Raw genomic sequence first — 24639 nt, forward strand, 5'->3', positions numbered from 1 at the left:
GCAAGGGTTGATCGGGTGACGCCATGGACTTGAAGCTCCTCGCGATTGCGGCCATCTCGGCCGCGCTGCTCAGCACGCCGGCACGGGCCGAGACGCTGAACCTGCTGATATGGGAATCCTATATCGACGCCGGCATCCTCGAACGCTTCACCGAGAAGACCGGCATCGCCGTCAAGCAGATCTATTACGACAGCGGCGATGCCCGCGACGAGATCCTGTCGGACCCCGACAGCAATATCGATCTCGTCGTCACGGGCGAGAACGGGGCGCTGCTCTTCGGCCAGCGCGGCGTTCTGGAAAAGCTTACCGAGGCGACCGTGCCCTCGCTCGCCGACTACGCCCCTGAGTGGCGCAAGCGCTGCGCCGACCATGGCATCCCCTATCTCTGGGGCACGATGGGCATCCTCTATCGCTCCGACAAGGTGGCGACCACGCCGACCTCGTGGAAGGACCTGATGCAGCCGGGCCCCGAGCTCAAGGGCCATATCGCGATGTTCGACGACCACAATGAGGGCTTTGTCGCGCCGCTGATCCTGCTCGGCCGCTCCGTGAACGCCAACGACGCGGAGACGCTGAAGGAGGCCTATGCGCTGATGAAGGCGCAGGCGCCCTTCGTGCTGACCTATGATTACGTCGTGACCTCGATCCAGACGCCGGGCATCGGCGACGAGATCTACATGGCGATCGGCTACAGCGGCGACCAGCATGTGCTCGACGGCAAGGTCGGCAAGCCGGGCCGCTGGCGCTACGCCGTTCCGGCGGAAGGGACGCTTTCCTGGCTCGACTGCCTGTCGGTCACCGCCGCCTCGCCGCGCAAGGCGCAGGCGCTGGCGCTCGCCGATTTCATCGGTTCGGCCGAAAACGCCGCGATCAACGCGCGCGCGCTGAACATGCCGACGGCGAGCCGCGCCGCGCTGGAGCGGATCCCGGCGGAAATGCGCGACAATCCCGAGATCTACGTTCCGCAGGCCATCCTCGCGAAGAGCCAGTACCAGACCGAACTCAGCGTCTCCTCCGTCCAGGCGCGGCGGCGCATCATCTCCTCGCTGGCGAATTTCAAGTGACCCTCGGAAAGCGCGCCTTTTTCCTGATCTTCCCCGTCGTGCTCGCCGGCTATCTGGTCGCGGCGCTGACGGTCTACTACGCGCAGGGCCAGTCGGTCTTCGCGCTGGAGCGGGCGCGCCTGATCAAGCAGCTCGACCATCTCGCCGCCGTCTTCCAGACCGAGATCACCGAAAGCCGGATCCTTCTCTTCTCGCTGCTCGAAAGCAATTCGATCCGCCTGTTCGTCGCCGAATCGAACGAAAGCTACCGCAGCAACGCGCTCGGCGTCCGGCTGCAGGAAAACATCAAGGCGCTCGCCGAAGATCCGCGCAAGTTCGTCGCCTTCGCCATCTTCGGCGCGCCGGACGACATCGACTACTATTTCGAGAACAGCGAGGACCCCTTCGCTGAGATCAGCCCGGAGCAGCGCGCGCTGGCCAAGCGCCTCTACGACAGTCCGGAGATGATCGACTGGACCTACATCCAGCCGTCGGCCGCGAACGATCCGGATGCGCGACCCGTCATCGCCTATTCCGAATTCCTCGACCGGACCACCTTCGGCCGGCCCGTTCTCAGCGCGAAGAAGAGCGCGGCGCTGATCCAGGTGGCGGTGCAGCCGGACCGGTTCCTCAAGCGCCTGCAGGCGCTCGAAACCGAATATGGCGGCGCGGTGCAGATCGGTCCGCGCCCGGCGACGGCCGGCAGCGGCCTGACGACCACGGTCGAGCTGGCGCCGGGGCTGTTTGCGACGCTGACCCCGCGAGAGGGTTATTTCGCCGCGGCCCGCTGGCACGAGAAGGCGGTGCTCGGCCTTGGCGCACTGATCATGAGCGTCCTCTCGATCGCTCTCATCATCACGCTGATCCGACGCTATGTGACCAATCCCGTGGCCGCGCTCGACCTGCAGGTGACCGGCGTGATGGACGGGAGCCAGACCGGCATCGCCGAAAGCCCGGCCGGAGGCGAGATCGGACGCCTGACCGCCAATATCAAGAAACTGCACGACCAGTCGGTCGAGGCGTTCGGCCTCCTGAAGAAATCCTCGCATACCGACGCGCTGACCGGCATCGGCAACCGCGCGCATTTCAATACGGCCGCCGCGGCGATCGTCGAGGCGGCGGTCGCGTCGGGCGGGCGCTGCAGCCTGCTCTTCATCGACATCGACAATTTCAAGTTCGTCAACGACCGGCATGGCCACGCGATCGGCGATCTCCTGCTGAAGACGCTCGCGGCGCGGCTCGGCGAGACGGTCGAGCGGATCATGGCGGAGCGCAAGCTGCCGCCGCCGCTGCTGGCGCGGCTCTCCGGCGACGAGTTCGCCGTCCTCGTCCGGTCGAAGGCCGGCGACGGGACGTTGCGCGCGCTCTCCTGCGCCATTCTCGACCAGTTCTTCGGCGGGTTCGAGGTGGCGGGCAAGCGCTATCCGGTGACCGCCAGCATCGGCGTCGCGATCTGCCCGGACGACGCGACCAACATCACCGAACTCGTCTCCAATGCCGACGCGGCGATGTACCAGGCGAAGTCGAACGGCAAGAACGGTTCCGCCCGTTTCTCGCGCGCGCTCGCCGACAAGCGCGACCGCCAGCGCCAGGTGCAGGAGGAACTGCGGCTGATGAACCCGGACGAGCAGTTCCGCCTCGTCTACATGCCGATCGTCGATCCGCGCGGTCGGGTGACGGGCTGCGAGGCGCTGCTGCGCTGGGATTCTCCCGTGCTGGGCGCAGTGACCCCGGACGAATTCGTCCCGATCGCCGAAAGCACGGGGCTTTTCAGCAAGATCGACTGGTGGGTGATCAACCGGGCGATGTCGGACCTTGCGCAGATCCAGATGGTTTTCGGCAGGGATACGGTGCTGGCGATCAACGTTTCCTCGGCGGAACTGCATTCGGCGGCGATCTGCGACTATCTCGCCGCCTCGCTGGCACTCTACGACATCGACCCCAAAGCGATCGAGATCGAACTGACCGAGACGTTCGCGGTCAAGGTCGGGGACCAGCTCGCCGCCAACATCGCGCGGCTGCGCGAGATGGGCCTGCGCATCTCGATCGACGATTTCGGCGCCGGCTACACCTCGGTGAAACAGCTCATCGACTATACGGCCGACACGATCAAGCTCGACCGGCAACTCGTGCAGAACCTGACTCAGGAACAGCTGCGCCCTGCCCTCGAGGCGGTGATCGCGCTCTGCCACGCCCAGAAGATGGCCGTGATCGGCGAGGGCGTCGACACGAAGGAAAAGCTCGCCATCCTCACCGAGGCCGGCTGCGATCTCTTCCAGGGCTATCTGATCAGCAGGCCGCTGCCGCTGACCGATCTCGCCGCCTGGGCCGAGGCGCGACGGGATGCCGTACCGGTGCAGGCCTCCCCGGCGCAGGCCTTCGAGAAGATCACCGCCGCCTTCCTGAAGGGCACGCGCCGGATCGCCAGCCTCTGAGGCCTCGCCTGCCGCAGGGCCGGCGGAATCCGCTTGACCTCCCCTTCCCCGCGCCGTAACCGCCTGCGCAGGCCCCATGACGGACGGAGAGCGCGATGAAGGTATTGCTGATTGGCTCGGGCGGGCGCGAACATGCGCTGGCATGGAAGCTCCGGCAGTCGCCGCGCCTGACGGCGCTTTACGCGGCGCCGGGCAATCCGGGCATCGCCGAAGAGGCCGAGCTCGTCGCGCTCGACATCGACGACCATGCGGCCGTCCGGGCCTTCTGCCTCGAGAAGGCGATCGACCTCGTCGTCGTCGGCCCGGAGGCGCCGCTGGTCGCGGGCCTCGCCGACCGGCTGAGGGAGGGCGGCATCACCGTCTTCGGACCCTCGGCCGCCGCGGCCCAGCTCGAGGGCTCGAAGGGCTTCACCAAGGACCTCTGCGCCGCAAACAACATCCCGACCGGCGCCTATCGCCGCTTTTCCGATGCCGGGGACGCCGTCGCCTATGTCCGCGAACAGGGCGCGCCGATCGTGATCAAGGCCGACGGGCTCGCCGCCGGCAAGGGCGTCACCGTGGCGATGACGCTCGACGCGGCGATCGCCGCGATCGGCGACTGTTTCGACGGCGCCTTCGGCGCGGCCGGCGCGGAGGTGGTCGTCGAGGCCTATCTCGACGGCGAGGAGGCGAGCTTCTTCTGCCTCTGCGACGGGACCGACGTGCTGCCGCTCGCCTCCGCCCAGGACCACAAGCGCGCCTATGACGGCGACGAGGGGCCGAACACCGGCGGCATGGGCGCCTATTCGCCGGCGCCGGTGATGAGCGAGGCGATGGTGGCGCGCACCATGGAGGAGATCATCCGCCCGACCGTCAGGGGGATGGCGGCGGCCGGCCATCCCTTCTCCGGCGTGCTGTTCGCGGGGCTGATGATCACGGCGAAGGGGCCGGAACTCATCGAATACAATGTCCGCTTCGGCGATCCCGAATGCCAAGTCCTGATGATGCGGCTTAACGCCGACCTTCTGTCGCTGCTGCATGCGGCGGCGACCGGCGGGCTCGGCGACGCCACCGCCGGCTGGCGCGACGAGACGGCGCTGACCGTGGTGATGGCCTCGAAGGGCTATCCCGGCGCCTATGCCAAGGGCACGCCGATCGGCCCTCTGCCCGAAAGTGGCCCCGGCACGAAGGTGTTCCATGCCGGGACGGCGACGAAGGAAGGAACCCTGGTCGCGACCGGCGGGCGCGTCCTCAACGTCACGGCGACCGGGGCCAGCGTCTCCGAGGCGCGCGCGCGCGCCTATGCCGCGGTCGACGCCGTCGACTGGCCGGGCGGCTTCTGCCGCCGCGACATCGGCTGGCGCGCGGTCGCGCGCGAGGCGTGAGCGCCGAAAGCCGCCGGTCGCTCAATTTTTACCAATTCTCCTGACGGGGCCGTAACGGGGCTTTGCTAGGGTGCGCCCATGAAGACGGGGACGGCGCCATCGCCGGCCCTGCCCGCCAGAGGAGTACCGTATCGATGCGCATGAGCCTGACCCGCGCGGTCGTCGCCCTGGCCGCGGCGCCCGCCTTCGCCGGATCGCCCGCTTTCGCCGGCTCGGTCGACGCCGTTCCCTCCTTCGGCGCCGGCAATGGCAGCGTCGCGGTGATCCGTTGCGACCACTGCCCGCCGCTGATCGAAAAGAAGAAGAACCTCTATGCGGTTCCCGAACTCGCGCCGGGCACGGAGCGCTCGGAGATCCGGGAGATCAACGGCCAGAAGAAGCTGGTCCGGGTCGAATCCTGGCTCGGCGGCTCGCCGGTGACCATCATCGTCAAGGCGACCCCGGAGATGATCACCGCGATGGAGGCTCCGGCGAAGCCGGCAACCGCCCTCGCCCAGAGCGCGCCCGTCGTTGATTCGACGGCGAAAACCGCGGCGGTGGCCGAGGTCAAGGTGGCCGAACCGGTCGCAGCCGGTGTTTCCGCCGTAAACTCACAGGAAATTGATGGCGCCGGCTTCAAACTTCGGCTAGAGTGACCCTTGTAAGTTCCCTGCCCTGGCCAGCCGCGTAGCCTCGGCTGAACGGGTATCCGCCCTCGGGCGGCATTCAGCGCCCCTGAAGAGAAGCAGGGGCGCTGTTTTCTTATGCGCCTTCTTTCCTATGGGCCTTCCGCCGCGTCGCCGTCGACGGCCAGCGCCAGCGCCTCGATCTCCTGCCCCGAATAGAGCGTGATGCCATGGCGGCGCAGCAGCGCCGCCGTGACGCCGTTGCCCGCATGCCTCCGCCCGGAAAACCGGCCGTCATGGATCGCCGAGGAACCGCAGGACGGGCTGCCGTCGATCAGCAAAGCGTGCCGGCAGCCGGTTTCGCGCGCAAGCGCCAGGGCAGCCTCGGCGCCGGCGAGGAAAGCCGCGGTGACGTCGCGCCCGCCCCTCTCGATCACGCGCGCGCGGCCGTCGAGCACATCGTCGCCAGTGAGCCCGTCGGCGATCTCCGCCGGCGCGCGCGGGATGGCGAAGCCGCCGGAAAGCTCGGGACAGACCGAAACGAGCCGACCCTCGGCCCGCCATCGCTGAAGATGCGCGCTCGCAAGCGGCTTCGCCTTCGCGTCGTAGCGCACAGGCAGGCCCATCAGGCAGGCGCTGACCAGGATGTTGGAGCCCATCGGCGCGCCCGGCTCAGCCGGCGATCTTCGAGAAATCGGCGACCGTGCCCGTGGCCGCGCGGATGCGGCCGAGCAGCGCCAGGCGGTTGGCGCGCACCGCCGGATCCTCGTCGTTGACGAGCACGTCGGCGAAGAAGCGGTCGACCGGCTCGCGCAGCCGCGACAGCGCCGCCATGGCCGAGCGGTAATCCTCGTCGCCGATCGCGGCCCCGGCTTCCGTCGCGGCGATCTCGATCGCGGCGTGCAGCGCGCTCTCGGCTTCCAGGGTGAACAGCGCGGGGTCGACGGCATCGGCGACGACCGTGCCCTTCTTCTCCTCTGCCGAAAGAAGCTGCGTCGCGCGCTTGGTGCCGGCGAGCAGGTCCAGCCCCTCCTGCGACGTGATGAACGCCGTCAGCGCCTCGACGCGGCGGGCGACCATCAGCAGGTCGTCGGCCTCCGGCGTCAGCACGGCATCGATCAGGTCATGCCGGGCGCCGAGATCGCGCAAATAGACTTTGAGACGGTCGTGGAAGAAGGAGAGCAGGTCGCCATCGGTGACAACACGCGACAGCGGCAGCCGCACACCCCGCTCCAGCAGAATCCGGATCACGCCCAGCGCCGCGCGGCGCAGCGCGTAAGGATCCTTGGACCCCGTCGGCTTCTCGTCGATCGCCCAGAAGCCGGTCAGCGTATCGAGCTTGTCGGCGAGCGCCACGGTGAGGCCGATCCGGTTCGCCGGCAGGCGGTCGGAGGGGCCGTTCGGCTTCCAGTGGTCCTCGATCGCTGCGGCGACCTCGGCGCTCTCGCCCTGGAGCAGGGCGTATTTATGCCCCATGATGCCCTGGAGCTCCGGAAACTCGCCGACGGCCTCCGTGCGCAGGTCGGCCTTGGCGAGCACGACGGCGCGGTCGACGGCGGCGGCATCGGCGCCAGTGAGCGGCGCCAGTTCCTTCGCCAGCGCCCGGATACGGGCGACGCGCTCGCCTTGCGTGCCGAGCTTGGCATGGAAGGTGACGTTCAGCGCGTCGAGCTTCGCCATGCGCTGGTCGAGCGGCTTGGCGAGATCGAGGCCAAATTTTTCCGCCGAGGGTTTCAGCGTGTCGAGGTCCGGCAGGTCGCCCTGGTCGCGGATCCAGAAGTGGCGCGCGTCGGAGAGGCGCGCGCGCACGACCTTGCCGTTGCCGTGGATGATTTCGGCGCCGCCGTCCTTCGCCTCGATGTTGGAGACGAGGATGAAGCGGTTCGACAGCATCTCCGTCTCGCCGACTGGCCGCGTGACGAAGCACTTCTGGTTGGTCTTGATCGTCAGGCGGATGATTTCCGCCGGGATCTCCAGATAGGCGTCCTCGAACGTCCCCATCAGCACCTGCGGCCACTCGACGAGGCCGGAGACCTCCTCGAGCAGCGCCTCGTCCTCGACCAGTTCGAGGCCGGCGGCGAAGGCGATGTTGGCCGCGTCGGAGGCGATGATCTGTTTGCGGCGGTCGCCGTCGAGCACCACCTTCGCCTTCTCCAGCTTCTCGACGTAATCGTCGAAACGGCGCACGGTGATCGCGTCGGGCGCATGGAAGCGGTGGCCATAGGTGACGTTCGAGGCGACGATGCCGTCGATCTCGAAGGGGATCACCACCGTCTCCTCGGTTTCCGAGCCGAAGGTGCAGACGATCGACTGCAGCGGCCGCACCCAGCGCAGCGCCCCCGGCTTCGCCGATGCCGGGCCTGAGCGCATCGGCTTGCCCCAGGGGAAAGTGCGGATGATGCCCGGCATCACCTCGGCGACGATCTCAGGCGTCGGCCGGCCCGGCCTGACGATGTGGGCGACATAGAAATCACCCTTTTTCGGATCGCGATGGACATGGGCGTCCGCGATGGATGCAAGCCCGGCGCCGCGCAAGAACCCTTCGATCGCCTTGTCGTTGGCGTCGGTGCGCGGGCCTTTGCGCTCCTCGCTGAGGTCGGCCGAGCGGGCGCCAAGGCCGCGAATGTCGAGGGTCAGCCGGCGCGGCGTCCAGTATTCGCGCGCGCCCTCATAGGTCAGGCCCGCCCCGACCAGCGCGTCGGTGACCAGCTTGCGCAGGTCGCCGGCCGCCTTGCGCTGCATGCGCGCCGGGATTTCCTCTGAGCGAAGTTCGATAAGAAGATCGGGCATGGGGTCAGGGGTCCGTTGAAGGTCTGGGCTCGCGCGGCTTTTAGAGCCTTGCGATGGAAAAGTCACCCGGCCGGCGGGCCGGAAATGGCGGAGGGCGGGACATGTTCCGCAGGGAACCGCGGCAGGCGCCGATCCGGGCGACAGTCGGGCATCGACAACGCCAGCCCGGACCCGACCGCCATGAACACCGCCGCCCTTCTCCTCAACGCCGTCGCCTTCTCGGCGCTCCTGGTTGTGCAGACAGGCGCGGTGCCGGCGGAAAAGCCCTGCGGCATCCGCCGCGCGCTGCAGACCTATGCCGGCCAGCTTCCGACCGGCGCCTATCCGACGCTGAAGCCTCTCTGGCAGATCGGCGTCGAGACGAGCGACACGCTCTGAGGCAGAGGGCTCAGGCGGCGGCCGGGTAAGTCGCGCCGCCGGCCTCGGTCAGCAGGAAGGCCTCGCCGCAGGCCTTCGCCAGCGTGCGCACGCGCAGGATATAACTCTGCCGCTCCGTCACCGAGATCACGCCGCGCGCATCGAGCAGGTTGAAGACGTGGCTCGCCTTGATGCACTGGTCATAGGCCGGCAGCACGCAGCGGTGCAGCGCATTCGCGTCGCCCGGAGCGCCGGCGGCAAGCAGCGCCTCACATTCCCGCTCCGCGTCGATGAAATGGCGGTGCAGCATCGCCGTGTCGGCATATTCGAAATTGTGCCGCGAATATTCCTGCTCGGCCTGCAGGAAGACGTCGCCATAGCTGATCTTCTCCGCGCCCTCGCGGCCGTTGAAATTCAGGTCGTAGACATTGTCGACGCCCTGCACATACATGGCGAGGCGCTCGAGCCCGTAGGTGAGCTCGCCCGAGACCGGCGCGCATTCGAGCCCGCAGACCTGCTGAAAATACGTGAACTGCGACACTTCCATGCCGTCGCACCAGCACTCCCAGCCGAGTCCCCAGGCGCCGAGCGTCGGGCTCTCCCAGTCGTCCTCGACGAAACGGATGTCGTGCAGCAGCGGATCGAGCCCGATCGCCGAAAGCGAGCCGAGATAGAGCTCCTGCAGGTTGGACGGGTTCGGCTTCAGGATCACCTGATACTGGTAGTAATGCTGCAACCGGTTGGGATTCTCGCCATAGCGCCCGTCGGAGGGGCGGCGCGACGGCTGCACATAGGCCGCCCGCCACGGTTTCGGCCCGAGCGCGCGGAGCGTCGTCGCCGGATGGAACGTGCCGGCGCCGACCTCCATGTCGTAAGGCTGCAGCACGGCGCAGCCCTTGTCGGCCCAATAGGCATGAAGCGTCAGGATCAGCGCCTGGAAGGAGCGCTTCGGGTTCATGTGGTCAGGCAGGGTCTCGGTCATCGCAGGTCTCGCGCCGCAGTCGAAAACTGCGCCCGACCTGCCATGAAGGCGCTTGTCCGGTCAAGGGGCGTCCGGCCGCTCGATCGCCGCGCGGCCCTGGACGGCCTCAGTCCTGCTTCAGCCGGTATTCCCCGGTCTCGGGGTCCTGCACCAGCGTCCCTTGGGTGTTGTTCGCCTCGCGCCGGCGCAGTTCGTCATGATGGCGCCGCAGCCGCTCGGCATCGGCGATGAACTTGCGATAGCCGATCCAGGCGATCGCCAGGAACAGAAGAAGCGCAATCAACTGCGGCATGGTCGTCTCCCCTGCCGACGCGCGCGGCATCCCGTCATAGACCGTAACGGCTCCACAATGCCCGTTCCTCGGCCGCTTCGGCAAGGGCCGAGATCGCCGCGGGCATGGCGCCGGCCATCAGGCCCGCCCCCGGCTGGCGGCGGCCGAGAAAGCCGCGCGGCGGCGAGACGAGTTCCAGCCTGACCGCGTCGCCATAGCGCCTGCGCAATTCGCCGCGCATGTCGCCGAGGCCGTCGACGAGGCCGAGGTCGAGCCCGCGCCGGCCGGTCCAGAACATACCGGAGAAGAGGTCCGCATCCTGCGCCAGCCGAGGCCCGCGGCGCTCCTTCACCATGGCGATGAACACGTCGTGAATGTCGAGCTGCAATCCTTTGAGGAATTCGACGTCGCGCTCCTTTTCCGGCTGGAACGGATCGAGGATCACCTTGTTCTCGCCGGCGGTATAGACGCGGCGCTCGACCCCGATCTTCTTCAGCAGTTCCGGAAAGCCGAAGCCGCCCGAGACCACGCCGATCGAGCCGACGATCGAGGTCGGATCAGCGATGATCTCGTCGCCGGCAAGCGCGATCATATAGCCGCCGGACGCGGCGACGTCCTCGACGAAGACCAGCACCCGCTTGTTCTTCTCCGCCGCGAGATCGCGGATGCGCCGGTAGATCAGCCGCGACTGCACCGGGGAGCCGCCCGGCGAATTGATCGAGATCGCGACCGCCGGCGCGGTCTTGACGGCGAAGGCCTTGTCGAGCGCGGCGGCGACCGAGGCGAGGTTCAGCATCGGCCGGAAGGCGCTGCCGCCGGACATGATCGTGCCGTTCATGCGCACGACGGGGATCGTCACGCCATCCTTGCGAAATCGCTTCGGCAGCAGCCGCTTCACCCAGCCCGTCATGATCTCTCCGTTACCTGATCCTCATGTCTCGCACCGCATGTATGGTCTTCGTGCCGAAACGCAATGGGGGAACGCGGTTTTCCCTGCCGGCGATAGGCGGCGCGGCCATTGTTGAAATCATCGACCATCGGCGCGATCGCATGACCGGGACCATGATGCAGGACGAGGCCCGCGCGCAGAACGAGCCGTGCCCGGCTCTGCTTGATCGCGGTGACGAGGATGCGCACGGCATCCTCGCCGGCGCGCGGATGCACCGGCGTCACCTCGATGCCGCCGAAGCGGCTGCCGCAGGCATTGAGGATCTCGCCCAGGGAATGGGGCCGCGCGATGAGCGAGACCTGTCCCTTCGGCTTCAGGATCGCGCCCGCCGTGCGGATCCAGACGGAAAGCAGGCCGTCCGACATGGCATGGGCTTCCGCCTTCAGCGTGTCGGGCGTGCGCTGGTCGACGCCTTCGTTGAAGGGCGGATTCATGATCACATGGTCGAAACGGTCGTCGGCAAGGCCGGCGGCGACGCGGGCGCGGCCGGCAAGGGTCACGTCCGCCTCAAGCACGCCGACGCGGCCGGAGAAGGGGGCATTCTCGGGCAAAGCCAGACTGCGGCGGGCGAACCCGGCCATGGCCGCGGAACGCTCGACGAGCAGCACCTCGGCATCCGCCAGGCGCGCGGCGACGGCCATGCCGGCGGCACCCGCGCCCGCGCCCAGATCGGCGACGCGGCAGGGCCGGTCGGACGAGACGAGAGCGGCAAGCAGCATCGCATCCATGCCGGAGCGATGGCCGCCCCCCTTCGGCTGCAGCACATGGAAGCGGCCGCGATGGAAGGCATCGACCGTCTCGCCCGGCTCCACCGGCGTCATTCCCGCAATTCGCCGCCGAGACCGGCGGCGGCGAGCAGGGCGCGCGCCTCCTCCGCATCGCCGGTCGTGACGAGGAGGCGGCGCGGCAGAAGGCCGAGCGATCCCTCGAGCACGCTCATCCCCTCATCGGCAACGATCGGCACGATCCCCGAATCCTTCAAGAGGCTCTGGGCGAAGGAGAGCAGCACGACATCATTGGTGCGAATGAGTTCTTCCACGGGCAATCCTCGTTTCGCGGCCTCCGGGGCCGGCGGACGCGGATGGCGTCGCGTCCATTCCTTTCCGGTTCAATGGCGGGATTTGCTGGCGGACGCAAGCCATCCTCTCTTGCGGCTGCGGCCGGCCTTCACACTCGTGCCATCGACAGGCGCGGTCTCACCCCCTGTATCGCGCGACGACGCCCTGGCGCGCCTGACACGACCTCCGGGCTGAGGGTGGCCGGAGGGTTTTGTTAACTCGAAGGCGCCAACCGCAGCGGATGCTGAAAAGCATCGACGAGGACTGGCAACGACGTCGGCGGCGAACAGCATCGGACGGTCGAGCCTGCGAGGGTTTGTCAGGCGCCCTTGTTCCCGCCCGGCGTTGGAGATACCCGCTTGCATCCGATGCACCGAGTGCCTGGCCGGCGTCGCCAAGGCACAGAGATCCGCCATGATCGGACCGAAAACGCGCCGTGTCAGCCGGATGCCTGTCCACGTATCAGGCACCTTCGACGATCAGGCGCCGGACCGGCGCGCCGGTCATGCCCGCGTCTCCTATCGCCATCGCTCTTTCCGATGACCTGCCATTGCCATCCCGCGAGAGGCCGGACATTGCTTGCCCTCCCTACCGGCACGGCTCGGTCACCGGTCCTCGTCCGTCCCGCGTGCAGATCGCGGTTCCGCGCTTCCCAGCGGCGCTGCTCCCTTCTGCTCGGCGGTGCGCAACGGCCTGAAACTCATCCGGTGGAGCGCGCAGGGACCGAACCGCGCGATCGCCGACCGGTGTTCAACCGTTCCGTAACCCGCATGACGGGCGAAACCGTATTCGGGGAAATCCCTGTCGGCGCGGGCCATCATCCGGTCGCGCAGGACCTTGGCGACGATCGAGGCGGCGGCGACTGATACGGAGCGGCTGTCGCCCTTAACCAGCGCCTCGCCGGGACACGGCAACCCTTCCGGGACGTCACGTCCGTCGACGAGCACCAGATCCGGGGCCGGCCCGAACAGTCCGAGAACCGCGCGGCGCATCGCGTCGAGGCTCGCCTTGCGAATGTCGATCCGGTCGATCAGCGCCGCAGGGGAACTGGCGACCGAGACGTCGGCGACGGCGAGGATCTCGGCGAAGAGCTGCTCCCGCCGCGAAGCCGTCAGCAGCTTGCTGTCGTCGAGGCCGGCGGGAATGCGCTCCGGCGTCAGCACGACGGCGGCCGCCACGACAGGCCCGGCAAGCGGTCCGCGACCGGCTTCGTCCGTGCCGGCGACGCGCATGGCACCGGCCGCGATCGCCATCGCCTCGATCGAGAAATCCGGGCCGCTGCGCGGCGGCGTCGCGGGCGCGCCATCACAGAAACGGGGGGAATCGGACCGGACACGACGGGACATGCGGCGAACGTCGCATACCTGTCCGATTCCCTGCAAGACCCTCCGGCAGGGGCGGCGACCGGAGGACCCGCCCGGACCGCCCCAGGGGCAGGAGCGATCCGGGATATCGTCATTTCGCACTGCGCATCGGTTGCGGCCGCCGGATGCCAGATGCCGGGGGACGACCGGACATGCACCCTTTACCAACTCTCCTTTTTCACTCCGCCGCATCGCCCGGGACCGGACCGGACGCCTTCGGCTGGACATCCTCCCGGAACGACGCTTCCGGCGACGCCCGCCGCCGACGCAAGACCGACAATCGGCAGGCGAAACAGAACCGGTCGGCCGGGATGGACGCCCGCCGCCACCGTGAACCCGGCTCGAACCCTTCCTAAAGCGTGTCACGATCTTTCAGATTCGCTCATACGCTTAGGTCTGTGTTTTTACGCGTGTCTTTTCGCAAAACCGTTACACGCCCTTGCGAGGCACGCTTTAAAGCAGCGAGAGCTGGACACCGAAGCCGCCGGGCGGCACGAAGAGATCGGTGCGCAGGGACGTGCGCTCCGCATTGAAGCCGAGCCGCCGAGCAGCCATCTGGAACCGGCGGCCGATCTGCCAGGCATAGGGACCGCTCCCTTTCATCCGTTTGCCGAATTCGGCGTCGTAATCCTTGCCGCCGCGCATGGAGCGCAGCAGTTCCATCACGTGACGATAGCGATGCGGATAATGGCGCAGCAGCCAGTCGCGAAACAGCGGGCTGATCTCGAGCGGCAGCCGGAGAAGGACATAGCTTGCCTCGCCGGCTCCGGCGGCCCGCGCCGAATCAAGAATGCGCTCGATCTCATGGTCGTTGAGCGCCGGAATGACCGGGGAGACCAGAACGGCGGCGGGAATGCCGGCATCCGCCAGGGCGCGGATCGCCTCCAGCCGCCGCGCCGGCGTCGAGGCCCGCGGCTCCATCGCCCGGGCGAGCTTGCGGTCGAGCGTGGTGACGGAGAGGCCGACGCGGGCCAGCCCCTTCTCCGCCATCGGCGCAAGAAGGTCGAGATCGCGGGTGACCATCGCCGACTTGGTGACGATCATCACCGGATGGTCCGCCGCCTTCAGCACTTCGAGGATCTGGCGCATCAGCCGCCACTCCTTCTCGATCGGCTGGTAGGGATCGGTGTTGGTGCCGATGGCGATCGGGCGGGGAACGTAGCCCGGCCGCGACAGTTCGCGCTCGAGCAGCCGCGGCGCGTCCGGCTTGGCGAAAAGCTTGCTTTCGAAGTCGAGCCCCGGAGACAGTCCCATGAAGGCGTGGGTCGGCCGGGCGAAGCAATAGACGCAGCCATGCTCGCAGCCGCGATAGGGATTGACCGAGCGGTCGAACGGAAGGTCGGGGGAATCGTTGCGGCTGATGATGCTGCGCGGCTTCTCGACCTGCACCTCGGTGCGCAGGGGCGGCAGTTCCTCGTCAAGCGCCCAGCCGTCGTCGAAACCCTCGCGGCTCACGGGCTCGAAACGGCCGCTCATGTTCAACGCGGCCCCCCGCCCCCGGCGGCGCTGGGTGTCCATCCGCATGCCTGAACCGGCGACCAGCGCCTCGGCGACATCGGCCGTGTTGGCGGGCGCAAAGGCGCCCTGCCCCATCTGCGACAGATCGGTCATCCTGATTCTCCGGAACCGCGCGACACGGCTTATCTGATGTGATGACTAAATTCCTAACCGAGAAACAAGAACATTGCAAGAACAAAATCCCATATGCTGGCCTCCCGCCGATGGCCGCCGGATCATGCTCGATCATCGACGGGAATCGTCCCTGCATGTGGCAATTCCCGCTCCGATGCGATATTCACGACGGCATGCTGACGGTGATCCTAGAAACCCGCGATAGCGAAGGCGAAATGGCGCAGACGCTGTCCGTTCTCGTGGCGGGCGCGATCGAAGGACTGATCTGCGACGTGATCATTCTTGATCACGGATCCCGCGACGGTTCGGCCCGGGTCGCCGATGCTGCCGGCTGCCGTTTTCTCACCCACTGGGACATGCGCGACGTGGTGCGCTCGGCGCGGGGCGACTGGCTCCTGCTTCTGGAGCCCGGCGCCCGTCCCGGCGCGGGCTGGATCGGCGAGATCGCCGAATTCGTCATCACCGGGGCCTCGCCGGCCCGGTTCTCCCCGTCCCGTCAGCATCGCCGCCCGTTCTTCGAGCGGATGGCGCGGCGCGTGGATGCGCTGGAGCAGGGCTGCCTGATCTCGAAGCGCCAGGCGCTGACGATCGCGCGGAGCGGCCTGTCGCTGAAGGACATGGCGGCAAGCGTCAGGACCGCCCGGCTTTCCACCGAGCTCGTGCCCGCCTGGGTGACGACACGTTCGATCGGCGCCCGCTGACGTCGCTTGCAGCGCGGTTCCATCGGATCGTATCAGAACGGCGCTCCAAACACTTCGTCCTGGAGAATCGTGCGGCCGAGCCTCGTGTCACTCCGGCCGGATTGTGCTCGAAGGCGCCGCGCCGCGCCGCAGATGCTCGTCGAGCCGCGGCAGGATCTCGACGAAATTGCAGGGGCGATGGCGGTAGTCGAGTTGCTGCGCGAGAATTCCGTCCCAGGCGTCGCGGCAGGCCCCGGGCGAGCCCGGCAGGACGAAGACGAAGGTCGTGCCGACAAGGCCGGCGGTCGCGCGCGACTGGATCGTCGACGTGCCGATCTTGTCGTAGGACAGGCGATGAAAGACGATCGAAAATCCGTCCATCCGCTTGTCGAACAGCGGCTCGATCGCCTCAGGCGTGACGTCACGGCCGGTGAAGCCGGTGCCGCCGGTGGTGATGACGACATCGACCGCGGGATCGTCGGCCCAGGCACGGACGCGCCCGGCGATCGCCCCGCGCTCGTCCGGCACGATGGCCCGGTCCGCCAGCCGATGGCCGGCCGCGGCAATCCGCTCGACCAGCGTATCGCCGGAACGGTCGTCGGACGGCGTGCGGGTATCGGAGACCGTCAGCACCGCGATGCCGAGCGCCATGAAACTGCGTGTGTCGTCCTGTCCGGCCATCTCCGCCCGCTCCCTTCGCGCCCGTCCGGCGCTTCCACACTGATCCGGACCGTGCGCCGGTCCGCTGCCGTCGCGTCCTGACGCTGCGTCAGACGGCCAGCGCCTGCCCGACATCGGGCGACGCCGGAGTGTCGCCGCCCGCCGCCGTGGCCAGCGTGCGGCAGGCCCGCACATACCAGCCGGGATGGCGCTGCGACAAGCTGTCGGCCGCCCGCGCCGCCGCCGTTTCATCGGCATAGAGGCCGAAGCAGGTGGCGCCGGAACCCGACATGCGCACGATCTCCGCTCCCGTCGCATCGAGCGCCGCAAGCACGGCGCCGATCCGGGGCTCGGTGTCGATCGCGGGCGGTTGCAGGTCGTTGCGCAGCGGCCCGAGCGCGCTTCGCCAGGCAATCGCCGTTCCGTCCGCCGGGCTCAACGGGAGCGGCGGGTTCTCCTTGCGCCGCAGCGCCCGGAAGACGGCGGGCGTCGCGACGCCGACGAGCGGATTGACGAGGACGAGCGGCAAAGTCGGGAACGCATCGAGCAGCTCGATCCGCTCGCCAATGCCACGGGCGAGGAGCGGCCTGCCTTGCAGGCACATCGGCACATCCGCGCCGAGCGACAGGGCGATCGCGTCGAGGCTCGCGACATCGGGCATGCCGCCCCAGAGCGCCGTCAGGGCGCGCAGCGTCGCAGCCGCATCGGCCGAGCCGCCGCCGATGCCCGAGGCGACCGGAAGCGCCTTGTGCAGGCTAATCGCCACCGGCGGCGCCGGCCACCCCCGGCGCTCGAAGGCGCCGCGCAGAAGGTCGCGCGCCCGCAGCACGAGATTGCCGCCGGGGGCATCGGCCGTCAGCGGCAGGCCCGCCGCGAAGGGACCGTCGACGGAAAACCCGTCCTGCGGCGCCGGGGCGACATCAATCGTGTCGCCGATATCGGCGAAGGCGACGATGCTTTCGAGCAGGTGGTGGCCGTCGGCCCGCTGGCCGACGACGTGCAGGGCGAGATTGACCTTCGCCGGCGCGTGATGCCGCACGAAGGCGGCGGACGATGCCGTCATGCGATGGGCCGCCGGATCAGGACTTCTTGTCGGGCAGCACGGCGGCGGTGCCGCCCTTCGCCTTCGGCTCGCGCGCGTCGGCCGCCGGAACGGTGTTGTCGAGCGGCGGCAGGCCCTTCTCGATCTTCGCCTTGATCTTGGGGATCTCGGCCTCCTCCGGCTTCAGTTCGAGCGCCTGGTTCCACTGGTAGACGGCCTCGAGCCTGCGGCCGGTGCGCCAGTAGGCATCGCCGAGATGATCGTTGATCGTCGGATCTCCGGCCTGCAGCTCCGCGGCGCGCTCCAGTTCCTGCACCGCCTCGTCGAAGCGCGACAGGCGGTAATAGGCCCAGCCGAGCGAATCGACGATATAGCCGTCGTCCGGCTTCAGCTCGACGGCGCGGCGGATCATGTCCAGGCCCTCGTCGAGGTTCATGTTCATGTCGACCCAGGAATAGCCGAGATAGTTCAGCACCTGCGGCTGGTCCGGATTGAGCTCCAGCGCCTTGCGGAAATTGGGCTCGGCCTTGTCCCAGATCTTCTGCCGCTCATAGGCGATGCCGCGCTGGAAGAAGATCGTCCAGTGCGTCCGGGCCGGCTTCGGGCCGATCTCGCCGACCGCGCGGTCATAGACCGCGCCCATCTCCTTGTAGTCCTTGGCGTCCGACAGCACGCTGCCATAGGCGAGGTAGCTGCGCATGTCCTTCGGGTCGAGGTCGATCAGCGATTTCAGGTGGCTCTTCGCCTCCTCCACCTTGCCGATGCCGGCGAGGCCGAGGCCGAGCTGGAGTTCCGACAGGCGGCGCATCGGCGAATCGGCAGGCACGCTGCGGTAATATTCGATCGCCTTGTCGGTCTTCTTCAGGCTTTCCGAAATGCCGCCGAGCATGACGAGAATGTCGGCGCTCTTCGGATCGAGGTTGCGGGCGGTCTGCAGGTAGAGGGAGACGATATCCTCGGCCCCGTCGCGGTTGAGCGCCGCGCCGATCGAGAACAGCACGGCCGCCGCCCCCTCGGTCGCATTGGTGACCTGCTGGGCCGGCACCTTGCCCGCCTCGATCGAGGCACGCAGGGCCGCGAGCGGCGAGTAGTTGTTGAGGAGCGTCTCGCCGGCGGCGAGCGTGTCGAGCGCCTTCTGCCGGTTGCCCTGCCTGGCCTCCAGGGCGGCAAGCGCTGTGACGGCGCGCATGAAGGTGTCGGGCGCGGTGGCGCCGCCATTGCGGTCGAGCACCGCGGCGCTGAGATGGGAACGGGCGGAGGCGACGTCGCCCTTGGCGATCGCGATCGCGCCCGCATGATAGTTCTTGAAGATGGCGAACCATTCCGGCCCATCCATCGCGTCGATCATGCGGATCGCGTCCTTGGTCTTGCCGCGTCCGTGCTCGGCCCAGGCGAGCAGCAGGCCGTTCATCAGGCGGTCGAGGTCGTTCGGCCCGTCATAGGTGAGGATCTTCGTCGCCGCCGACGGCCGGCCGGCGCGGATCGCCTCGACGGCACGCGCAATCGTCGTGATCCGCTCGACGGAGGCATCGTCCTTCAGCGTCTCGGCGATGGCGACGCCCTCGGCGAAGGCGCCGTTCATCAGAAGGGTGATCATCAGCCGCTGCTTGACGTCGACATTGTCCGGCTCGAAGCCGAGAGCGATGCGATAAAGCTCGGTGGCACGGTCGAAATCCCGGTCGACATCCGCCGTCCGGCCGGCGAGGAAGGCGCCGGAAAACGTGTTGACGGTGGCCGGATCGAAGGTGACCTCGGCCGCCGCATCCGCCTTCGCCTCTTCCGCCCGCGCGCCCGGGACCGCCGACAGCGCCACGAGCACGGAGAGCGCCGCCCCGCTCAGGAGGCGGATAGGATGGTATTGCCGCATGGTCACGCCTTTCATCACCGGCGCCCGCCCTGCGGGCAAACCTACGCCGCCCGGGGAATCGCCGCCGGGCCGGGGTTTCGAGTCATTGACGAACAGAATGGCTTTTTTGGCGCAAGCCGGCAAGATATTCGTCCTGGCCCGAGGGCCGCGCCGGGCGATCAGTTGACCCGGCCGATGCAGAAGTCGATCACGTCGAGAAGCGCCGATTTCAGCGGCGAGGCCGGCAGCGGCGCCAGCGCGTCGCGCGCGATTGTCCCGTAATGCACCGCCCGCGCGATCGTGTCGGTCAGCGCGCCGTAGCGGTGGATGAGACCGAGCGCGCGCTCGAGCCGCTGGTCGTCGCTGGCGCCGCCCTCGATCGACTCGCGCCAGAAGGCCCGCTCGTCCTCGGTGCCGCGCCGGTAGGCGAGGATCACCGGCAGGGTGATCTTGCCCTCGCGGAAATCGTCGCCGACATTCTTGCCGAGGTCGGCGGCCTTGCCGCCATAGTCGAGCGCGTCGTCGACGAGCTGGAAGGCAAGGCCGAGATTCATGCCGTAGGACTTCATCGCTGCCCGGTTCGCCTTGCCGGCACCGGCGACGATCGGCCCGACCTCGGCGGCGGCGGCAAAGAGGGAGGCCGTCTTCGCGCGGATGACGGAGAGATAGTCGTCCTCGGTCGTCTCCATGTTCTTGGCGACGGAGAGCTGCAGCACCTCGCCCTCGGCGATGACGCAGGCGGCGGCCGAGAGCACGTCGAGCGCGTCGAGCGAGCCGACATCGACCATCAGCCGGAAGGCCTGGCCGAGCAGGAAATCGCCGACGAGCACGCTTGCCTGGTTGCCCCAGATGATCCGTGCGGTGGATTTGCCGCGCCTGAGGTCGCTCTCGTCGACCACGTCGTCGTGGAGCAGCGTCGCCGTGTGCATGAACTCGACGCTCGTCGCAAGCTTGATGTGGCCGTCGCCGATGGCGCCGAAAAGGGCAGCGGAGGCGAGCGTCAGCATCGGCCGCAGCCGCTTGCCGCCGGACGAGATCAGATGGTTGGCGACCTCGGGGATCATCTCGACATCCGATCCCGCCTTGGAGAGGATCAGCTGGTTGACCCGCTGCATGTCCGCCCTGGTCAGATCGACGATCGGCTTGATCAGCCCCTGGGGGGTCTTGCCCTCTTCCATCGCTATGACGACACCCACGCTCACGACACTCCTGTCCGTATCTCGACCGCGAAAGGCCGGCGCAAGGACGCGGCCGGTGTAAAACGCGGCCCGCCCGTCCGCTGGTTGATGCCCCAGATGAGGGCGGAATTCAACCGCCGCCGACGCTTTCCCCTGAAAGGGGCGGCGGAAAGCCGCAATTTCGACGTCTTCGTGACGATGGCCGACGGCATGCGCCCATGAAAAAAGCCCGGACGAGGCCGGGCTTTTCGGGGAGACTTGACAGACGATGCCTCAGTTCAGCCGCGCCTTGACGTCGCTCAGCGACTTGGCGAAGAGCGCGTTCTGCGTCTCGGCGCCGGCATGGGCGGTGATGACCTTCTCGGCGGCGGCGATCGCCAGATCGACGGCGGTGGAGCGCACCGCATTGATCGCGTCGACTTCGGCCTGCTTGATCTTCTGCTCCGAAAGCGCGGTACGGCGGGCGACGAATTCCTCCGTCTTCTGCTTGGCCTCGGCGGTCAGGGCCTGGGCCTCGCGCTCGGCGGCGGCGATGATCGCCTGCGCCTCGGCCTCGGCTTCCTTGCGCTTCTTCTGGTATTCGGCGAGCAGGGCCTGGGCCTCGTCGCGCAGGCGCTTGGCCTCGACCAGCTGGTTCTTGATCTTGTCGGCGCGCTCGTCGAGCGACTTCGCCAGCATGCCCGGAACCTTGAGGTAGGCAATGAGGACGAGGAAGAGAACGAGGCCGACGGTGGCCCAGACGGTGGCCTGAGAAGTCAGATCCATGGTTTCCTCCCGTTAGCGCTGCGATTCGGCGGAGACGGCCGCGGCGATCTCGCCCTCCGGCACCGGCTGGCCGATGAGATGGGAGACGACGGCGGAGGCGGTCTCGGTGGCGATCGCGCCGACATCGGCGAGCGCCTTCGCCTTGATCTCGGCGATGTTCGACTCGGCGGCGGCGATGCGGGCGGAAAGATCGGTCTCGATGGCGGTGCGCTCGGCGTCGGCCTTGGCCTTGGCGGCGTCGCGCGCGCCGTTGGCGATGGCATTGCCCTTGGCCCTCGCGGCAGCGAGCTCCTGCTCGTAGGTCGCGACCGCGGCGTCGGCTTCCGCCTTGAAGCGGGCGGCCTCGTCGAGATCCTGGGCGATGCGGTCCTGGCGGTGTTCCAGGATCGCGCCGATGCGCGGCAGGATCACCTTCTGGACCAGATAATAGAAGAGACCGAACGTGATCGCCAGCCAGACGAGCTGGGACGAGAAGGTCGAGGAATCGAAGGGCGGAAAGACGCCCGAGCCGTGTCCGCCTTCGTGCGCCACACCCGTTTCGGTGTGGACTTCACCGGCGCCTGCGGCATCATGACCGGCAGCGCCCGTTGCGTCGTGCGTCTCGGCGCCTTCGGTTTGCCCTTCCTGGGCAAAAGCCGGTGTCACAAACATGCTCACCTCCAGGTGCACTCGTCAAAGTCTTCGGCCGCGTCCTCCCGATGTCCGGGAGATCGCGGCCGCTTGATCGGCGTCGCGGCTTAGATCAGACCGCGAACAGCAGGAGGAGAGCGACGAGCAGCGAGAAGATGCCCAGAGCTTCCGTCACGGCGAAGCCGAAAACCAGGCGGCCGAACTGGCCGTCGGCAGCCGACGGGTTGCGCAGGGCGCCCGACAGGTAGTTGCCGAAGATGTTGCCGAGGCCGAGAGCCGTACCAGCCATGCCAAAGCAAGCCAGACCCGCGCCGATGTATTTTGCTGCTTCCGCTTCCATCGTGTTTACTCCTTTGAAATGGTAGTGCGGCTGAAAACTGGCCCCCGGGAAGCGGGGGCCGACGTTCCACTCCTCAGTGGCCGCCATGCACGGCGTCGTTCAGGTACATGCATGTCAGTACCGCGAAGACGTAAGCCTGCAGGAAGGCAACGAGGAATTCGAGACCCGTCAGGGCGACGGTCATGATGAGGGGAAGGATCGCGCCGACGACGCCCACAGCACCGAGCGTGCTCATCGAGGCGACGAAGCCGGCGAAGACCTTGAGCGTGATGTGACCCGCCAGCATGTTGGCGAAGAGACGCACCGAGAGGCTGATCGGGCGCGAGAGGAACGAGATGACCTCGATCGCGACGACGAGCGGCAGAAGCGCGCCGGGAACGCCGCTCGGCACGAAGATGCCGAGGAAATGGGTGCCGTGCTTCATGAAGCCGTAGACCACGACCGTGCCGATGACGAAGAGCGCCAAGGCAAAGGTGACGATGATCTGGCTGGTGATGGTGAAGAAATAAGGGAACATGCCCAGAAGGTTCGCCGTCAGGATGAAGAGAAACAGCGAGAAGACCATCGGGAAGAACTTCATGCCGCCGCTGCCGGCGCCCTCGCGCAGCATCGAGGCGATGAATTCGTAGGAAAGCTCGGACACGGACTGCATCCGGCCGGGCACGATCGCCCGGCTCGACGTGGTCAGGTAGAGGAAACCGGTCGCGACGAGCACGGTCACGACCATGAACAGCGAGGCATTGGTGAAGGACAAGTCCAGCCCGCCAATATTGATCGGAACGATCTTGTTGACCACGAACTGGTGTACCGGATCTACCTTGTCGCCTGCCACGGCTTTTCTCTCTCACCTTGTCTCCGCCCACCGGCGGAAGTCCCACTGTCGGCGACGCCTCAGACGTCGCGATGATCCCTGCCCCGACCCAGCCTGTCGACCGGATGGGGCGATGCCACCATGCCTGCGGACCGCAGGACATTGAGCACGCCGGCACAAAAACCGAGGAGGAGAAGAACGATCATCCCCCACGGGCCTGTACCCGCAAAATGATCCAAAAGATAGCCCAGAATCGCGCCCACGATGACCGCTGCGATAAATTCGCTCGAGAGTTTGACGGCCACCGCATAGCCCTTGCGGTTCTCGGTCGCCCTCTGGTCAGCGGCCTCGCGACCGGCCTCGTCCGCCTTCAGCGACGACAATTTGTCGCCGAGGGCCTTGCGCCGTTCGTCCAGACTGTCTTCCGGCTTCCCCGTCATCGCACCCACCTCCGCCCTGCCACGAACCATGAAATTGACATAGTTCGATTGGTACAAGCTGCCAGAGGCTGTGCGCCACGGACCCTTTGAAGTCGGGCGCACCATAGTTTTAGGTGCCGCCTTAGTCAAGGCGAAGGGCACCTCTGTTAACTGTTCTCTTTTTCAAATAAAATCATAGACTTACGGGAATTGCCGCCAAATCCCGGCGCCCATCCTCAGCTCCAGCCGCCGCCATAGGTGCGGTAGAAGACGTGGAGGCCGACCTTGGCGACGCGCTTCATCGTCTTCGCCCAGGCCGGACGGACATAGGTCGCGTGGTAATGGGTGGCGGAGCCGACTTCCGGCAGCCAGATGCGCCCCGAGGTCACCTCCATCGCGATGTCCTGCGCCACGCGCCAGCGGGCGGGGGAATAGACGATGTCGGGGATGAAGTCGCAGGCGAACGAGAACTGGCAGCGGTTGAACCAGCCCTTGTTCTGGTAGACGACGCCGCAGATCGTCTTCGGGTAGGTCGGGTTGCGCACGCGGTTGAGGATGACCTGCGCCACCGCGGCCTGGCCTTTCAGCGATTCGCCGCGCGCCTCGAAATAGATGCCGTCGGTGAGGCACTTCTGCTCGGCGGCGCTGAACACCTCCGGCGGCAGCGCGGTCGCGGCCCAGTCGTGGTCCTCGGGCGCGATGTCGGGAATGAAGCGGCCGCCCGCCTTGTCCTCGCGCAGGATCGAATCGAAGGGCGATTCGCGCGCATAGTCCGGCTCCGGCTTGGCATAGGCGAGCGCCAGGCTGTCGGGGGTCGGGTTGGTGACGAGGCCTGCCAGCATCGGCGAGACGTCGCGGGCGACCTTCGGCTTCTTCTTATAGAAGGCGGTGGCGATCTCGATCTCCTTGCCCTTCAGCGTCGGCCTGGTGAAGACCATCTTCTCGCCATTGTCGAGAACGGGCTCCTCGAGAAAGCCGGTGCGCTGAAGGATCGACCCGGCGGTGAAATCCTTCGGCGGCGTCATCGGGCTGACCGCGACGATCCGCCGCTTCTTCGCCGCGCGGTTGACGCGGTCCTCGTCCGGCAGAGGATCGGCGGTCTTCTGCTCGGCCGTCAGCGACACGCGCGCGCCGTCGGGCAGGTTGAGGCCGGCGCCGTCACCGAAGCCGCCGGTCACCATCGGATCGGTGAACACCATGTCGACGTCGTGGATCGATCCGGCCGGCGAGGTCGTCATGTACATGCGCCAGCGCTCGCCGCCGCGGTTGATCCCCGAAAGATAGGTGGCGAGATCGGCATGGGCCGAGACCGAGGGAAGGCCGAGATAGAGGCCTGCGGCGGCGAGCAGCGGCGGAAGCAGGCCCAAGAGACGGAAACGCGACCTGCGGCGGACCTGCTTTCCTGAACGCATCGACAA

General features: G+C 67.5%; 24 protein-coding genes and 1 pseudogene. 6 read left to right on the forward strand and 19 right to left on the reverse strand.

The features are described 5' to 3' along the window. Window positions 1–23: 23 nt before the first annotated feature. From ACEVQ6_RS00220 to ACEVQ6_RS00235, 4 genes are all read left to right on the forward strand, one after another. Complete coding sequence (locus ACEVQ6_RS00220) at window positions 24–1064, forward strand: polyamine ABC transporter substrate-binding protein (protein ID WP_374886877.1); 1041 nt, start codon at window positions 24–26, stop codon at window positions 1062–1064. Beyond that, window positions 1061–3478, forward strand: a complete 2418-nt coding sequence (locus ACEVQ6_RS00225; protein ID WP_374886878.1) for a putative bifunctional diguanylate cyclase/phosphodiesterase — start codon at window positions 1061–1063, stop codon at window positions 3476–3478. Before ACEVQ6_RS00220 ends, ACEVQ6_RS00225 begins: the two co-directional genes overlap by 4 nt. Before the next feature lie 95 nt (window positions 3479–3573). Beyond that, window positions 3574–4842: a phosphoribosylamine--glycine ligase gene (gene purD, locus ACEVQ6_RS00230; RefSeq protein ID WP_374886879.1), complete on the forward strand. Its 1269-nt coding sequence runs from the start codon at window positions 3574–3576 to the stop codon at window positions 4840–4842. A 134-nt stretch (window positions 4843–4976) separates the two neighbouring features. Next, the gene (locus ACEVQ6_RS00235; RefSeq protein WP_374886880.1) at window positions 4977–5477 is read left to right on the forward strand and encodes a plant virulence effector HPE1-like domain-containing protein; all 501 of its coding nucleotides are present in this window, start codon (window positions 4977–4979) and stop codon (window positions 5475–5477) included. A 122-nt stretch (window positions 5478–5599) separates the two neighbouring features. Here ACEVQ6_RS00235 and ACEVQ6_RS00240 read toward each other — a convergent pair whose 3' ends face one another. Both ACEVQ6_RS00240 and glyS read right to left on the reverse strand, forming a co-directional pair. Continuing rightward, complete coding sequence (locus tag ACEVQ6_RS00240; protein WP_374886881.1) at window positions 5600–6106, reverse strand: DUF523 domain-containing protein; 507 nt, start codon at window positions 6104–6106, stop codon at window positions 5600–5602. Window positions 6107–6119: 13 nt separating this feature from the next. Continuing rightward, a complete protein-coding gene (gene glyS, locus ACEVQ6_RS00245) occupies window positions 6120–8237 on the reverse strand; it encodes a glycine--tRNA ligase subunit beta (RefSeq protein WP_374886882.1) in 2118 nt (705 codons plus the stop codon). Between the two features lie 180 nt (window positions 8238–8417). Here glyS and ACEVQ6_RS00250 point away from each other — a divergent pair, with 180 nt between their 5' ends. Beyond that, complete coding sequence (locus ACEVQ6_RS00250) at window positions 8418–8615, forward strand: hypothetical protein (protein WP_374886883.1); 198 nt, start codon at window positions 8418–8420, stop codon at window positions 8613–8615. Between the two features lie 10 nt (window positions 8616–8625). On the opposite strand, the gene ACEVQ6_RS00255 is transcribed toward ACEVQ6_RS00250, so the two are convergent. The 7 genes and pseudogenes from ACEVQ6_RS00255 to ACEVQ6_RS00285 all read right to left on the reverse strand — a co-directional run bounded on the left by ACEVQ6_RS00255 (window position 8626) and on the right by ACEVQ6_RS00285 (window position 14829). Then, a complete protein-coding gene (locus ACEVQ6_RS00255) occupies window positions 8626–9576 on the reverse strand; it encodes a glycine--tRNA ligase subunit alpha (protein WP_374886884.1) in 951 nt (316 codons plus the stop codon). Window positions 9577–9682: 106 nt separating this feature from the next. Continuing rightward, the gene (locus ACEVQ6_RS00260; RefSeq protein ID WP_374886885.1) at window positions 9683–9868 is read right to left on the reverse strand and encodes a hypothetical protein; all 186 of its coding nucleotides are present in this window, start codon (window positions 9866–9868) and stop codon (window positions 9683–9685) included. A 34-nt stretch (window positions 9869–9902) separates the two neighbouring features. Next, the gene (locus tag ACEVQ6_RS00265; protein ID WP_374886886.1) at window positions 9903–10757 is read right to left on the reverse strand and encodes a S49 family peptidase; all 855 of its coding nucleotides are present in this window, start codon (window positions 10755–10757) and stop codon (window positions 9903–9905) included. Between the two features lie 83 nt (window positions 10758–10840). Continuing rightward, window positions 10841–11617 (reverse strand): annotated as a pseudogene (locus ACEVQ6_RS00270) (tRNA1(Val) (adenine(37)-N6)-methyltransferase); the annotation flags it as partial. Beyond that, window positions 11614–11835 (reverse strand): putative signal transducing protein, encoded by a 222-nt coding sequence (locus tag ACEVQ6_RS00275; protein ID WP_374886887.1) that lies wholly within the window; start codon window positions 11833–11835, stop codon window positions 11614–11616. The pseudogene ACEVQ6_RS00270 and the gene ACEVQ6_RS00275, both read right to left, overlap by 4 nt. 624 nt (window positions 11836–12459) lie before the next feature. Further along, on the reverse strand, window positions 12460–13200 hold the full coding sequence (locus tag ACEVQ6_RS00280) for a ribonuclease HII (RefSeq protein ID WP_374886888.1): 741 nt from the start codon (window positions 13198–13200) through the stop codon (window positions 12460–12462). Window positions 13201–13671: 471 nt separating this feature from the next. Next, complete coding sequence (locus tag ACEVQ6_RS00285; RefSeq protein ID WP_374886889.1) at window positions 13672–14829, reverse strand: PA0069 family radical SAM protein; 1158 nt, start codon at window positions 14827–14829, stop codon at window positions 13672–13674. A gap of 194 nt (window positions 14830–15023) precedes the next feature. On the opposite strand from ACEVQ6_RS00285, the gene ACEVQ6_RS00290 reads away from it, so the two are divergent. Next, window positions 15024–15551, forward strand: a complete 528-nt coding sequence (locus ACEVQ6_RS00290) for a glycosyltransferase family protein (protein WP_374887340.1) — start codon at window positions 15024–15026, stop codon at window positions 15549–15551. An 87-nt stretch (window positions 15552–15638) separates the two neighbouring features. On the opposite strand, the gene moaB is transcribed toward ACEVQ6_RS00290, so the two are convergent. The 10 genes from moaB to ACEVQ6_RS00340 all read right to left on the reverse strand — a co-directional run bounded on the left by moaB (window position 15639) and on the right by ACEVQ6_RS00340 (window position 24633). Next, on the reverse strand, window positions 15639–16211 hold the full coding sequence (gene moaB, locus ACEVQ6_RS00295; protein WP_374886890.1) for a molybdenum cofactor biosynthesis protein B: 573 nt from the start codon (window positions 16209–16211) through the stop codon (window positions 15639–15641). Between the two features lie 88 nt (window positions 16212–16299). Beyond that, window positions 16300–17253 carry a 4-(cytidine 5'-diphospho)-2-C-methyl-D-erythritol kinase gene (locus ACEVQ6_RS00300; RefSeq protein ID WP_374886891.1) on the reverse strand — a complete coding sequence of 318 codons (954 nt, stop codon included), beginning with the start codon at window positions 17251–17253 and terminating at the stop codon, window positions 16300–16302. 16 nt (window positions 17254–17269) lie between these two features. Further along, on the reverse strand, window positions 17270–19099 hold the full coding sequence (locus ACEVQ6_RS00305; protein ID WP_374887341.1) for a tetratricopeptide repeat protein: 1830 nt from the start codon (window positions 19097–19099) through the stop codon (window positions 17270–17272). Between the two features lie 158 nt (window positions 19100–19257). Continuing rightward, on the reverse strand, window positions 19258–20274 hold the full coding sequence (locus tag ACEVQ6_RS00310; protein WP_374886892.1) for a polyprenyl synthetase family protein: 1017 nt from the start codon (window positions 20272–20274) through the stop codon (window positions 19258–19260). Window positions 20275–20529: 255 nt separating this feature from the next. After that, complete coding sequence (locus tag ACEVQ6_RS00315) at window positions 20530–21021, reverse strand: F0F1 ATP synthase subunit B (protein ID WP_374886893.1); 492 nt, start codon at window positions 21019–21021, stop codon at window positions 20530–20532. A gap of 12 nt (window positions 21022–21033) precedes the next feature. After that, window positions 21034–21672: a F0F1 ATP synthase subunit B gene (locus tag ACEVQ6_RS00320; protein ID WP_374886894.1), complete on the reverse strand. Its 639-nt coding sequence runs from the start codon at window positions 21670–21672 to the stop codon at window positions 21034–21036. Window positions 21673–21763: 91 nt separating this feature from the next. Next, window positions 21764–21991 carry a F0F1 ATP synthase subunit C gene (locus tag ACEVQ6_RS00325; RefSeq protein WP_374887342.1) on the reverse strand — a complete coding sequence of 76 codons (228 nt, stop codon included), beginning with the start codon at window positions 21989–21991 and terminating at the stop codon, window positions 21764–21766. A gap of 73 nt (window positions 21992–22064) precedes the next feature. Next, window positions 22065–22823, reverse strand: a complete 759-nt coding sequence (locus ACEVQ6_RS00330; protein ID WP_374886895.1) for a F0F1 ATP synthase subunit A — start codon at window positions 22821–22823, stop codon at window positions 22065–22067. 59 nt (window positions 22824–22882) lie between these two features. Then, window positions 22883–23242: an AtpZ/AtpI family protein gene (locus ACEVQ6_RS00335; RefSeq protein ID WP_374886896.1), complete on the reverse strand. Its 360-nt coding sequence runs from the start codon at window positions 23240–23242 to the stop codon at window positions 22883–22885. A gap of 215 nt (window positions 23243–23457) precedes the next feature. Beyond that, entirely contained in the window at window positions 23458–24633 is a 1176-nt protein-coding gene (locus tag ACEVQ6_RS00340; RefSeq protein ID WP_374886897.1) for a cell wall hydrolase, read from the reverse strand. Window positions 24634–24639: the final 6 nt, after the last annotated feature.

It is taken from the genome of Ensifer soli (genome assembly GCF_041928815.1).
Taxonomy (GTDB): domain Bacteria; phylum Pseudomonadota; class Alphaproteobacteria; order Rhizobiales; family Rhizobiaceae; genus JBHFEI01.